Source organism: Frigoribacterium sp. CFBP 8754 (genome assembly GCF_014841815.1).
Lineage (GTDB): Bacteria > Actinomycetota > Actinomycetes > Actinomycetales > Microbacteriaceae > Frigoribacterium > Frigoribacterium endophyticum.
On the sequence record NZ_JACYUO010000001.1, the window covers coordinates 324,482 to 337,734 of the forward strand.

11 protein-coding genes are annotated in these 13,253 nt (G+C 68.5%); 7 read left to right on the top strand and 4 right to left on the bottom strand.

Annotated features, from left to right (window positions below; genetic code table 11):
- The first annotated feature begins 36 nt into the window (after positions 1–36).
- From IFT72_RS01575 to IFT72_RS01600, 6 genes are all read left to right on the top strand, one after another.
- A complete protein-coding gene (locus IFT72_RS01575; protein ID WP_235491201.1) occupies positions 37–795 on the top strand; it encodes a response regulator transcription factor in 759 nt (252 codons plus the stop codon).
- Positions 792–2,456, top strand: coding sequence for a sensor histidine kinase (locus IFT72_RS01580; protein WP_371741134.1), 1,665 nt, complete (start codon positions 792–794; stop codon positions 2,454–2,456). Before IFT72_RS01575 ends, IFT72_RS01580 begins: the two co-directional genes overlap by 4 nt.
- Positions 2,457–2,710: 254 nt before the next feature.
- Positions 2,711–3,226: a 50S ribosomal protein L10 gene (gene rplJ / locus IFT72_RS01585; protein WP_056053061.1), complete on the top strand. Its 516-nt coding sequence runs from the start codon at positions 2,711–2,713 to the stop codon at positions 3,224–3,226.
- A 51-nt stretch (positions 3,227–3,277) separates the two neighbouring features.
- Positions 3,278–3,661, top strand: coding sequence for a 50S ribosomal protein L7/L12 (gene rplL / locus IFT72_RS01590; protein ID WP_056053063.1), 384 nt, complete (start codon positions 3,278–3,280; stop codon positions 3,659–3,661).
- 240 nt (positions 3,662–3,901) lie between these two features.
- Complete coding sequence (locus IFT72_RS01595; protein WP_192045383.1) at positions 3,902–5,083, top strand: DUF262 domain-containing protein; 1,182 nt, start codon at positions 3,902–3,904, stop codon at positions 5,081–5,083.
- 305 nt (positions 5,084–5,388) lie between these two features.
- Complete coding sequence (locus tag IFT72_RS01600; RefSeq protein ID WP_192045384.1) at positions 5,389–6,507, top strand: hypothetical protein; 1,119 nt, start codon at positions 5,389–5,391, stop codon at positions 6,505–6,507.
- Here the strand turns inward: IFT72_RS01600 and IFT72_RS01605 are convergent.
- Entirely contained in the window at positions 6,504–7,973 is a 1,470-nt protein-coding gene (locus IFT72_RS01605) for an amino acid permease (RefSeq protein WP_192045385.1), read from the bottom strand. The two genes, IFT72_RS01600 and IFT72_RS01605, sit on opposite strands and share 4 nt — an antisense overlap.
- A 91-nt stretch (positions 7,974–8,064) precedes the next feature.
- Positions 8,065–9,663, bottom strand: a complete 1,599-nt coding sequence (locus IFT72_RS16565; protein WP_056053068.1) for a LuxR C-terminal-related transcriptional regulator — start codon at positions 9,661–9,663, stop codon at positions 8,065–8,067.
- 228 nt (positions 9,664–9,891) lie between these two features.
- On the opposite strand from IFT72_RS16565, the gene IFT72_RS01615 reads away from it, so the two are divergent.
- Positions 9,892–11,814, top strand: a complete 1,923-nt coding sequence (locus IFT72_RS01615; RefSeq protein WP_192045386.1) for an ABC transporter ATP-binding protein — start codon at positions 9,892–9,894, stop codon at positions 11,812–11,814.
- On the opposite strand, the gene IFT72_RS15840 is transcribed toward IFT72_RS01615, so the two are convergent.
- Entirely contained in the window at positions 11,811–12,551 is a 741-nt protein-coding gene (locus tag IFT72_RS15840) for a DUF305 domain-containing protein (protein WP_371741135.1), read from the bottom strand. The genes IFT72_RS01615 and IFT72_RS15840 overlap by 4 nt on opposite strands.
- Complete coding sequence (locus IFT72_RS01625) at positions 12,548–13,210, bottom strand: DUF3105 domain-containing protein (protein WP_056053075.1); 663 nt, start codon at positions 13,208–13,210, stop codon at positions 12,548–12,550. The genes IFT72_RS15840 and IFT72_RS01625 overlap by 4 nt, the downstream gene beginning before the upstream one ends.
- Positions 13,211–13,253: the final 43 nt, after the last annotated feature.

Genomic DNA, 13,253 nt, shown 5'->3' on the forward strand with positions numbered 1-13,253 from the left:
ATGGCGCCACCACAGCCGCCTCATAGGAATCCCTCGATACTGGGGAAGGTGACCACTTCGACCCCCGCCACCGCAGCCGCCCCGAGACTCACCCGGGCCGACGGATCGCCCCTCCGCGTCCTCGTCGTCGACGACGAGGCCAGCCTCACCGACCTGCTCTCGATGGCGCTCCGCTACGAGGGGTACGACGTGAAGGCGGCCGCCGACGGCCAGGGCGCCCTCGCCCTCGCCCGCGAGTTCCAGCCCGACGCCATCGTGCTCGACTGGATGCTGCCCGACATCGACGGCATCCAGGTGCTCGGCCGGCTCCGTCAAGGCGGCGACGACACCCCCATCCTCTTCCTCACGGCGAAGGACAGCGTCGAGGACCGCGTCTCGGGCCTCACCGCGGGCGGCGACGACTACGTCACGAAGCCCTTCTCCCTCGAGGAGGTCGTCGCCCGGCTGCGCGGCCTGATCCGCCGATCCGCCTCCGCGATCAGCGAGCACGGCGACTCGCGGATCGTCGTGGGCGACCTCGTCCTCGACGAGGAGAGCTACGAGGTGTCGCGCGCCGGCCGCGAGGTCGAGCTCACCGCCACCGAGTTCGAGCTGCTGCGCTTCCTGATGCGCAACCCGCGTCGCGTGCTGAGCAAGGCGCAGATCCTCGACCGGGTCTGGAGCTACGACTTCGGCGGCAAGTCGAGCGTCGTCGAGATCTACATCTCGTACCTGCGCAAGAAGATCGACGCGGGCGAGGAGCCCATGATCCACACCGTGCGCGGCGTCGGCTACGTCATCAAGCCCACGTCGTGAGCGACGCGCTGCCCGCCCGGGTCGGCGGGCGGCTACGGGGGGCCCTCGGCCGGGTCCCCGCCCCCGGGGCCCCGCTGACGCTCCGCAACCGGCTGATCCTGAGCATCGTCGCGCTCGTCGTGCTGCTCACGGTCGTGATCGGCGCGGTGAGCGTGGTGGCGCTGCGCGGGTCGCTGATGAACCAGCTCGACGCCGACCTGTCGCAGGCCGTGCAGCGCGCGGTCGCCGGGTCGGGCCCGGGCACGGGCGGCCGGCCGACGGTCTCGCCCGACTACGAGGACCTCAGCGGGCCCCGTCAGGCTCCCGGCACCTTCACCGCCCTCCTCCAGGGCGACAGCGTCGTGCAGGTGCACATCGACGACGACGGCCAGGTCACGACGCAGACGAGCACCTCCGACGACACGGCGGTGCAGCGGGTGGCGCAGTCGGCCGTGCCGGTCACCGCCGACCTCGGCGGCGACCTCGGCAGCTACCGCCTGCAGGCCGTGCCCGTGCAGATCCGGACGAGCTCCGCCTCCGTCAGCACGGTCGTCGCGGCGACCCTGGTGGTGGGCCTGCCGACCGACACCGTGTCGCGCACGGTCACCAGCCTCGTCACGATCATCGCCCTGGTCACGCTCGTCGGGCTCGCCCTCGCGGTCGTCATCGCCTACGGCGTCGTCCGGTACGCCCTCCGCCCGCTCGAGCGGATGACCGACACGGCCCTCCGCGTCGCCGAGCTGCCGCTCGACCGCGGCGAGGTCGCCCTCGCCGAGCGCGTCGCCGAGCCCGACGCCGACGTCCGCACCGAGGTCGGGCGCGTCGGCGCGGCCTTCAACCGCATGCTCGGCCACGTGGCCGGAGCGCTGGAGGCGCGTCAGCAGAGCGAGAACAAGGTGCGGCAGTTCGTCGCCGACGCCTCGCACGAGCTCCGCACCCCGCTCGCGTCGGTGCGCGGCTACGCCGAGCTCACCCGACGCATGGGCACCGACCTGCCGCCGGACGTCGTCTACGCGATGGGCCGGATCGAGTCGGAGGCCGTCCGCATGACCTCGCTCGTCGAGGACCTCCTCCTGCTCGCACGCCTCGACGAGGGCCGCGACCTGGTGGTCGGCGACGTCGACCTGACCCGCGTCGTGCTCGACGCCGTCAACGACGCCCACGTCGCCAGCGACTCGCACCCCGTCGACGTCGACCTGCCCGACCGGCCGGTCGTCGTGCCGGGCGACGCCATGCGCCTCCACCAGATCGTCGCGAACCTGCTGACCAACGCCCGCACCCACACCCCCGACGGCACGAGGGTGCACGTCGCGCTCGGCGTCGACCCGTCGGGCAGCGAGGCGCTCGTCACGGTGGCCGACGAGGGCCCCGGCATCGAGCCGAGCGTGCTGCCGGTGCTCTTCGAGCGGTTCGCGCGCGCCGACAGCTCGCGGTCGCGCACGGCCGGGTCGACCGGGCTCGGCCTCGCCATCGTCGAGGCGGTCGTGCACGCCCACGGCGGGCACGTCTCGGTCGAGAGCAGCCCCGCGGGTGCCGTCTTCACGGTGCGCCTGCCGCTCGAGGGGCCGGCGGAGCCCGACGCGGCGGCGACGTCGCGGGCGACGGGGCCGATGACCGGGTCCGCGCCGGGGCAGGGGCAGGGGCAGGGGCAGGGCGAGGAGGCCCGACTTGCGCGAGCGTGAGTCGTGCGTCTACTCTGTACCCAGCCCAAGACCGCCGGTTGTCATCGCCTGCGCTCAGCCTCGCTGAGACAGACGGAGACCGAAGGTTCTCGAGAGAGAGCGACCAGCGCAGGTGTGTGAAGTCGTTCCTCTTCTCGAAGAGACTCAGCTCCGTGCGCCCGCGCCGGAGCTTTTTTCTTTGCCCCGGCACCGATCTCGGTGTCGTGGGCCTCGAGGTCCCGGGGGCTGCCGGCACACCCACGTTTAGGAGAGCCATGGCGAACAAGGAAGCATCGGTCGCCGAGCTCACGGAGAACTTCCGTGACTCGACCGCCGTCCTGCTCACCGAGTACCGCGGTCTCACTGTCGCTGAGCTCAAGGAGCTCCGCAAGTCCATCAGTGCAGACGCGACGTACGCCGTGGTGAAGAACACGCTCAGCAAGATCGCGGCCAACAACGCCGGAATCAGCTCGTTCGACGACGAACTCGTCGGGCCTTCTGCGATCGCCTTCGTGCACGGTGACCCTGTCACCGTCGCCAAGAGCCTGCGTGACTTCGCCAAGGCACACCCCGCTCTGATCGTGAAGAACGGTTACTTCGACGGTAACCCTCTCTCGGCAGACGAGGTCAACAAGCTCGCCGATCTCGAGTCGCGGGAGGTGCTGCTGGGCAAGCTGGCCGGCGCCTTCAAGGCTTCGCTCTTCGGTGCTGCTTACCTGTTCCAGGCTCCGCTCTCGCAGGCCGTCCGCACGGTCGAGGCGCTGCGCGCGAAGCAGGACGCCGACAGCTAACAGCTGTCGTCGCAACCACCACCACTTCAAGAACACAACAAGGAGAACACCATGGCGAAGCTCACGCAGGACGAACTGATCGAGGCCTTCAAGGAGCTCACGCTCATCGAGCTCAGCGAGTTCGTGAAGAAGTTCGAAGAGGTCTTCGAGGTCACCGCTGCGGCCCCCGTCGCCGCCGCCGGTGCCGCCGGCCCCGCCGCCGCTGCCGAAGAGGTCGAGGAGAAGGACTCCTTCGACGTCGTCCTCGACTCGGTCGGCGACAAGAAGATCCAGGTCATCAAGGAGGTCCGTGCGCTCACGAGCCTCGGCCTCGGCGAGGCCAAGGCCGTCGTCGACGGTGCGCCCAGCACCGTCCTCGAGGGCGCCAACAAGGAGACCGCCGAGAAGGCGAAGGCTCAGCTCGAGGCTGCCGGCGCCACCGTCACCCTCAAGTAGTCGGCGGGGCCCACGGCCCCACCGCTCCTGCACCACAGCAGAAGGCGTCGCCCCTCGGGGCGGCGCCTTCCGCCGTTCCCGGGGGCGACTGAAGCTGTCGCGTCAAGTCGAAGGTGTCACCTATCGCTACAGTCCAGAGCTATGTGAGTAGCGTGGAGAAGTCTCGTTTGCTAACATCTGGATACGAGGAAAAGTCACTCCCTTGGGCATCTCGCCCCAATAGAATTTGAGGTAGACGCTTTGAAGGTCGAGTCTTGGGATCCGGATCTAGAAACCCTGTACAACAGGTACCAAGCAAAAGAACTGGACTTGCAACCGTCATTTCAGAGGGGTTCAGTCTGGCCAACAGAGAAGCAAGCAAGGCTTATTGACTCGCTTATGCGGCGATGGCGAGTACCGCCGGTCCATTTTATCGTTGAACGTGACGAAACCCTGAGTGTGCTGGATGGTCAGCAGCGACTTCAGGCAATGTTTGACTTTATAGACGGCAAGTTCGCAATTCAAGCTTTTCCGCCCTTTAGTGAAGACGTCGCATCATTTTCAGGTCTGCGGTACGGAGATTTGCCCAGAGCGATACAAAGAAGGATTTCTTCTTCCAGAATCCCCAGCTACCGGCTTGACGACTACGAGGCGGGTGAGCCTTACGAGCTCTTCTTCAGGCTCAACCTGCCCACAAGTTTGAGCCAGGCTGAGAAGCGGAATGCGCTGGCCGGGGATGCACGGGAGCAGATCAGAGTACTTGCTCGAAGGGCGGCTGACCTCGGATGGGACAAGGACGTCCTTGGCTTCAGCGACAACCGCATGGCATATGATGACGTATTATCAAGAGTGTGTGTCATGGTGCAACACAATGCGGTGGGGGCGCCCACGAGTCCGTCGGTTATGGAAAACGCCTACCGTCGCGAGGGCGGCTTTTCGGCCCACACTTTGCAGAGCGTAAGACGTGCGGTAGAGCACCTGACGTATGAACTGAAAAGCGCACAGAAACACTCGAAACTGAGGCTAAATAAGGCAACTTTACTCACATGGCTAATCGTTGTCGTCCGCGCGGACACGGATAGTGTGTCTCACAACGTTCCTATCAGAGAGGCTCTTAGGCTCCTGGAGGGTGGAAGAGCTGCGCTGGGCCGCAGTCGAGTTGTCGGGTTGCTGGACGTCCCGAACTCACTGCCAATAAGTTCTTTAGTCGACGTTTATAGCAATCGCGCGAGTTTGCGAGTGTCCGATACCCTAAGTATTCAAGCAAGAGACGTTATTGCGTGGATCGCGATTGCCGAGACATCTTCGCTCGAGTTGGTGCCTTCGCGCATGCGTGAGTTGGTCAGGCATGGTCGGAAAATGGCTGATTATGGTCCTGAGGTCTTCGAGAACGAATTTCTGACATTACTTGCCGGAGCTCGTGGATGGGACATCCTGCGATGAAGGCCGAGCAGAGTGTGCATGCGTGGCGGAGAGCGACTTCTGACTGGGAGGGACAGTCGTCTTTTGCTGCGATGACGGCAAGCGGTGCTCCAGGATTTAGCGATAGCGAAGCTCGAGTCCAAGCCGGAGTGGCCGTTTTTGCAGGTGTGAATTCTTCGGGAAAGACCAGGGTGTTAAAGGCACTACACGATCAAGTATCGGGTCGAGACAGCCGCGGATTGCGAGCCCATTGGACGGGGGACCAGCCAGGCTCTTCGGCTTATGTTGACATGTTTGAGTTGTTGGAACGCCAATCTCGTCCCGCAGTGTCAGAGAAAGACTTAGAGGCAGGCCTAGAACAGTTTTCTAGTGTTCCGTTCCGTGCAAGTGAGCTAAGAGAAGCAAGTTACCTCATCGGCCGTGAAATCGACTCGGTGCTTGTCTTTGAACTGGAACGAACTGAGGCAGAAAGGGATTCGTACTTTACCCCAACCTCGGGACCGTACCTCTTTCGACCCGATACCGTTCCTTTTTTCAAGGTCTCGTCCAAGGGCCGAGTTGCAGACTCTCGCAGCATCAGCCGCGGCGAACTATCCGCGCTTACTCTTTTGTGGGTCTTGAAGCAGGCCCAGATGGGAGAACTGCTTCTCATGGATGAACCTGATGCATTTCTCAGCACGGTCGCATCAGAGCGGGCCCTGAATCTAATTGTTAATCGTGCTAATGAACTAAAAACACCAATGGCTGCGTCGTCGCATTCCTACCTCGGTCTTTCCAAGACGCCTCTCAAAGCGCAGGTGCTTCTCACTATCGGAGTAGATGGAGAAAGCCGCCTAGAAACCCCAGGCGATAAGGGTATTTGGACGGCCCTTCGGGTGGCGCCAGCCCTGGGCGTCCTATTCGTCGTCGAGGACCGCGTTGCCGAAGCGCTTCTGCAAGCGATTCTGCTTGAGACTGGATATCCTTATCTCTCCGAGACGCGCGTAGTCCACGTTAATGGTGGAGCCGACGTGCTGACAGCAGCCAGGTATGGTCGGTTGGGACTTCCCCAAGTAACGATTCGCGCCGTAAATGATGGTGATTTGCCTGGCGACGCGAAATCCGAGCCTAGCCTCCTAGAATTTCCCTCACCTATGTCATTAGGTATAAGTCCTGAAGCTACTGCGCTAAAACTCGTCGAGGAGTTGATAGATTTTGAGAAGTCTTCGCGCGAGCAATTGCTCCGTCACTTGGAAACAACAGTCGGTTTGGATCCCCATAATAGAGCGCAAAGTTGCGCCGAGATGTTAGGTCTGACTGTGCAGGAATTTGTTGTCCGCGCGTGGATGATGTGGTTCAGGAGCTCCACTGAAGGTCGGGCGCAACTCGACATGTTCGGCTCGGTACTGTCAGGAGTATTACCTCAGCGCCTTACGGTTGATGCCGCATCTCGAGGGGACAGTTAGCGAAGCTTGACGGGCAACGTGGCGCGGCCCACGACGGAGTGCCGACGCCCGTACCCGAGGTACACCGCGGTGCCCACGACCATCCAGAGCGCGAAGGCCACCCAGGTGATCCAGCCGAGCGTCACCATGAGCAGCACGCACGCGGCGAACCCGAGTACCGGCACGACCGGGTACAGCGGCACGCGGAACGTGCGGTCGAGCTCGGGCCGGTTGCGCCGCAGCCAGATGACCGACACGTTGACCAGCGCGAACGCGAAGAGCGTGCCGATGCTCGTGGCGTCGGCCAGCGCGCCGAGCGGCACGAGGGCCGCGGTGAGGGCGACCGCCCCGCCGACGATCAGCGTGCCCGCCACGGGCGTGCGCGTGCGCGGCGAGACGCGGCCCAGCACGCGCGGCACGAGTCCGTCACGGGCCATGGCCACGAAGATGCGGGTCTGGCCGTAGAGCACCGTCAGCACGACGCTGGCGATGGCGGCCACGGCCGTCACGGCGAACAGGAAGGCCACCCACGGCTGGCCCGTGATGTCGGCCACGATCGTCACGAGGGTCGCCTCGCCGTCGGTGAACTCCGTCCACGGCCGTGCGCCGATCGCCGCGACCGCCACGAGCACGTAGAGCACGGTGATGATCACGATCGAGGCGATGATGGCCCGGGGCAGGTCGCGCCGGGCGTCACGGGCCTCCTCGCCCGCCGTCGAGGCCGCGTCGAAGCCGATGTAGGAGAAGAACAGGCGGGAGGCGGCGGCCGAGACCCCCGCCGCGCCCATCGGGGCGAGGGGCTCGAAGTTGCCCGAGCGGAACGCCGAGAAGGCCACGACGACGAAGAAGACCAGCAGCCCGACCTTGACGACGACGAGGACGGTGTTGACCCAGGCCCCCTCGCGGGCGCCGGGCAGCAGCACGACGGTGGCGAGAAGCACGAGCACGGCCGCGGGCAGGTTGAGCAGGCCGCCGGCCCCGGGCGGGTCGGCGAGGGCGGCCGGCAGGGCGAGGCCGACCACGTCGAGCGCCTCGTTCACGTACTGGCCGGCCCCGACGGCCACCGCGGCGACCGACACCGCGTACTCGAGCACGAGGCACCAGCCGCAGACCCAGGCCAGGCCCTCGCCGAGCGTCGCGTAGGCGTAGCTGTAGCTCGACCCGGAGACGGGCACGCTGCCGGCCATCTCGGCGTACGAGAGGGCGGAGAGCAACGCCGCGACGCCGGCGAGCACGAAGGCCATCCAGACGGCGGGGCCGGCCAGGGGCACGGCGGTGCCGAGCACCACGAGGATGCCCGTGCCGAGCGTCGCGCCGATGCTGATCGCGGTCAGGTGCCAGACGCCGAGGGTGCGTCGCAGCGCCGGCTGGCCCGAGGCCTCCTGGTCGTCGGCGAACGACTCCAGGGGCTTCCGGCGGCGCAGCTGGACGCCCAGCGAGGGGCGGACGGAGGGCGCGGGGGAGGAGGGGGCGACGTCGTCAGGCACCCGCGAGAGGTTACCGCACGGCCGGCCCGCGACTCCCGCGCCCGGTCACGGCCCGGCCGGTCCCGCTCGGACCGACCCGCGCCTCCCGCGGTCAGTCCGCCTCGACGTCCAGCCCGAGCTGTCGGACCCGTGCCATCGCCTCCCGGCGCGACGTGGCCTGCAGCTTGCGGTAGATGCTCCGCACGTGGCTCTTCACCGTGTTGACGGAGATGTAGAGCTGGTTGCCGATCTGGCCGAGGGTCTGGCCGGTGGCCAGGTGCCGGACGATCACGAGCTCGCGGTCGCTGAGCGGCTCGGCCAGCTCGTCGACCGCGTCGCCGGTGGCGCCGCGCAGGCGGTCGAGGGCCCCCTGGATGACGTCGGGCTGGTCGCGCTGCGCCGCCCGCGACGCGAGGTGGTCGAGCGTCTGCACGGGCAGGGTCGCGAACGGCCAGAGCGAGCCCATGCGCGCGACGGAGAGCAGGGCGCGGTCGAAGGCGATGTCGGCCCGGCCGCCGTCGCCGGTCAGCGCGTGCGCCGCCGCGGCGATGGCGTGCACGTGGCCCATCGTCCGCTCGGTGTGCAGGTCGCCGAGGGCGAGGCAGCCCTCGAGGGCGTCGAGCGCCGCCTCGGGCTCGCCGGCCTGGAGGTGCACGAGGGCCAGCACGCGGCTCGGGCAGAGCACGTGGCGGTCGCTCGGCGCGAGCGGGGCGGCGAGGCGACGGGCCTCCTGCGGCTGGCCGAGCGCGCGCATCGTCTCGGCGCGCAGGGCGGCCACGGACGACGGCACGACGGGGTGGCCCGTGAAGCCCTGGGTCAGGCGCGTGATCCGCCCGAGGTGGTCGAGCAGCTCGATGTACCGCTGCTCGACGAGGCAGACGTGGGCCTCGGCGAGCCAGCCGAGCGCCTCCCAGTCGCTCCCGCGCGACGACTCGCGCACGGCGGCGACGATCTGCTCGACCTCCGCGAGCGGCCGGTCGCGCTCGAGGGCCACGTGCAGCCGGGTGATCTGCGCGAGCGCGCCGAACGAGCTGACCAGGAGGTCGGTCCCGGCGGCGAGCTGCTCCGCGTGGGCGACGTGCTCGTCGGCGACGGCGAAGTCGCCGAGCAGCATAGCGACGTAGGCGAGGGCGGAGAGGCACTCGACGCGCTCGGCGGTGCTCAGGTGCTCCTCGCCGAGGCCGGCGGCGAGGCCCAGGGCGAAGAGGGCCTGGTCGTACTCGCCGTAGTGGACGCGGATCAGCCCGAGCTGGAGGCTGAACGAGGCGCTGAGGCCGATGCGGGCGCTGATCGCCTGCGCGAGGTCGGTCTCGATCATCGTGCGGGCGATCTCGAGGTGCTCGTGCGCGACGACGAAGTTGCCGAGGGTGCGCAGCGTGGCCGCGAGGTGGACGTGGTAGCCCGCCCGGACGTCGAGGCCCAGGGTCGGGTCGGCGTCGATGGCCTTGGCCACGCCGCGGAACCACGGCAGCGCGGCGCTGGCCGAGCGCGAGCCGACGGAGCGGTGGCTGGCCGCGAGGGCGAGCAGGATGCGCGGCCGGGAGCGCCACTCCTCCTCGGGGAAGGAGCGCACGGCCTCGCGGAGGCGGGCGCCCTGCACGGGCGCGATGCGGCTCCAGCCGTCCTCGATGGCGTCGAGGGACGCCCGGTGGTCGGTGAGCTGCAGCTCAGCGCTCGGGGGTGCGACGGACGTGTCGTCAGGCGTGTTCACGGGTCCTACCTCTGCCACATCGGGTAGTTCTCCGTCGGGTACGGAGAATGCGGCCACGGGGTGCGGTGAACCACCCCGGAGCCCATCCTAAACTGAGTGTTCTTCCTGGTCACTGCGAAAACGTCGGCCGACCCGAACTGGGGTGGGCAGAAAGGTCGTTCGTCGGCGTGGCGAGGCCCCGGGAGGCGGTGGTCCGGCGGTGTCGTCGGCACGGCGTACCGTGACGGCATGAGCAGGACGAACTCGGTCGCCGCGGGCGGCGTCCGCGGCGGCGGCCGCATCTCGAGCGGCGACGCGCAGGCGCAGAAGGCCGCGAACGCCGCGGCGCCGCGCATCCCCGACCTCTTCCGGCGCATCCGGGGCCTGTTCGACCCGTACCGCCGGGCCCTCGTCGTCACGGTCGTCCTCGTGCTCATCGGGGCCGCGATCAGCGTGCTGCCCCCGCTGCTGACGAAGCAGGCGTTCGACCTCGGGCTCTTCCCCGCGGGCGGCCCCGACGTCCCCGTGCTGCTGGAGCTCGTGGGCGCCATGATGCTGCTCTGGGTGCTGAGCGCCGGCATCGGCGTGTGGCAGACCTGGCTCACCGCGACGGTCGGCAACCAGGTGATGGGAGCCCTCCGCATCCGGCTCTTCGGGCACCTTCAGCGGATGGAGCTGGCGTTCTTCACGCGCACGAAGACGGGCGTCATCCAGTCCCGGCTGCAGAACGACGTCGGCGGCGTGGCCAACGTCCTCAGCAACACGATCTCGAGCGTGCTCGGCAACACCGTCACGGTGATCGCGGCGTTCGTCTCGATGCTCGTGCTGAGCTGGCAGATGACGGTCGTGACCGTCATCCTCCTGCCGCTCCTCGTCGTCGCCCAGCGTCGGGTGGGCCAGGTGCGCGCGCGGATCGCCACGAAGACGCAGGAGTCCCTCTCCGACATGACCGCCATCACGCAGGAGGCGCTCAGCGTCAGCGGCATCCTGCTCGCGAAGAGCTTCAACCAGCAGCAGGCCGAGGTCGAGCGCTACTCGGCCGAGAACCGCACCCAGATCGGCCTCCAGGTGCGGCAGCAGATGAGCGGCCAGTGGTTCTTCGCCGTGGTCCAGATCTTCCTGTCGGTCATCCCCGCGCTGATCTACCTGGTGGCCGCCTGGCTCATCCTCCGCGACGTGCCCGTGACCGCCGGCACGATCGTCGCCTTCACCACCGTGCAGGCGCGCCTGACCTTCCCGCTGATGGGGCTGCTCCGCGTGGCCCTCGACCTCCAGACCTCGGGCGCGCTCTTCGCCCGCATCTTCGAGTACCTCGACCTGCAGCCGGCCATCACCGAGACGGGCACGCCGCGGCGCGTCGACCGCTCGGCCCTCGGCCGCGTCGAGTTCGACGACGTCGTGTTCAGCTACCCCGACGCCGAGCCGGGCCAGAAGACCCTCCGCGGGGTCAGCTTCGACATCGAGCCGGGGCAGTTCGCGGCCTTCGTCGGGCCGAGCGGGGCGGGCAAGACGACGGTGTCGTACCTCATCCCGCGGTTCTACGAGGCGTCGTCGGGGGCGGTGCGCTTCGCGGGCACCGACGTGCGCGAGCTCGACCAGGAGGACCTCGTGGCGAACATCGGCATCGTCAGCCAGGAGACGTACCTCTTCCACGCGACGATCGGCGACAACCTCCGCTACGCCCGCCCCGACGCCACCGACGAGCAGCTCGTCGCGGCCGCGCGGCAGGCGAACATCCACGAGACGATCGTGTCGTTCCCCGAGGGCTACGACACGGTCGTGGGCGAGCGCGGCTACCGCCTCTCCGGCGGCGAGAAGCAGCGCATCGCCATCGCGCGCGTCCTGCTCAAGGACCCGGCCGTGCTGGTGCTCGACGAGGCGACGAGCGCGCTCGACACGGTGAGCGAGCGCGTGGTGCAGCAGGCGCTCGACGCCGCCGCCCGGGGTCGCACGACGATCGCCATCGCCCACCGGCTCTCCACCGTGCGCGCGGCGGACGTCATCTTCGTCGTGGCGGCCGGCGAGGTCGTCGAGCGCGGCACGCACGACGAGCTGGTGCAGCGAGGCGGGGTCTACGCCGACCTCTACGGCCAGCAGGTCGCCTCGGTCGAGGCAGGGGCGGGCTCCGTCCCCGCCGGCGCAGCCAGGGGCGCGGCGGCGGGGGAGGCCTAGGCGCGCGCTTCGAGCATCTGCTCCATCGCGTCGATGTCGCTCTCCTGGGTCATGATCATGCCCCGGGCGAAGTCGCCGACCTGACGGTCGTCGCTCCGGGCCAGCACGGCCTTGGCCATCTCGATGCCGCCCCGGTGGTGGGCGATCATCAGGGTCAGGAAGAGGCGCTCGGCGTCGACGCCGTCGGCCGCGCGCAGCTCGGCCATCTGCTCGGGGGTCGCGAGGCCGGGCATGGGGTCGCCCGGGGTGTGCGACGGCGCCGACGACCCGTCGGTCGGCGCTGCGCCGGCCGTGTGGTCGTGGTCGCCGTAGCTGCCGTCGAGGGTGGGCCGGGTCATCCACGTCATCGTGGGCTCCGTCGGCGCCTGCGAGTCGCCCCAGAGCTCGAGCCACGCGTACATCTGACCGGCCTGCTGCGACTGCGCGGTCGCGATGTCGTAGGCGATGGTCCGCACGTCGTCCGCGTCGCTCCGGTCACGGACGGCCATGGCCATCTCGACCGCCTGCTCGTGGTGCACCTGCATGTCGCGCGAGAAGCCCGCCTCCACGCTGCGCTCGCCGGGCACGACCGGCGCCGGCGCGCTCAGGCGGCCGACGGCGACGCCGGCCACGAGCACGATCGCGAGGGCGAGCACCGCCGCGACCACGAGACGGAGCCGACGGGCCCCGGAGTCGCGGGGCGCGCCTCCCTGACCGGTCGCGTCGGAGCGCGTGGTGCCGTCGCCCGCGTCGGTCACGAGACCCGGCCGGGCCCGTCGACGCCTCCGCTGCACGCGGCACCGGGCTCGGGGGCGGCGCTGGACTTCCAGTACTTGGTGACGAAGTCGGCGACGGCCGGGTCGGCCGGGTCGTCGAAGGCGAGCTGGGCGCCCCAGGCGCTCACGTACATCGGGCTGTCCATGCCCTCGTACGGCGAGACCACGGAGTAGGTCGAGGGCGCCAGGTCGGTGACGGCGGCGATCTGGTCGTCCGTCACCTGTGCCGGGTCGTAGGTGAACCAGATCGCGCCGTGCTCCAGGTCGTGCACCGCGTTCTCGTTCGGCACCTGCTCGGTGTAGACGCCGCAGTTCATCCAGACGCCCGCGTGGTCGCCGCCGGCCGGCGGGGTCATCTCGTAGTCGACGGAGCCCGTGACGTGGTTCGCCGTCAGGTCGTCCCAGGTCTGCACGCCGGCGACGGTGATGTCGTCCGGGTCTTGCCGGGGCTGGCCGCTCGTCACGACGAAGGTGACGAGCAGGGCGACGGCCGCGGCGCCCGCGACGGCCGCGATCGAGATGCCCACGACCCGGTTGCGCTTCTGGACGGCCTGCTGGCGCTTCAGCGCCGCGACCTTCTCCTGGCGGCGGGCGTCGCGCTGCTGCTTGACGCTGGGCTTGTTCTTGTCGGTGCTGGCCACGGTGCTGGTCCTCTGCGATGGGGGATCGGTGGTCGGGGGCGGT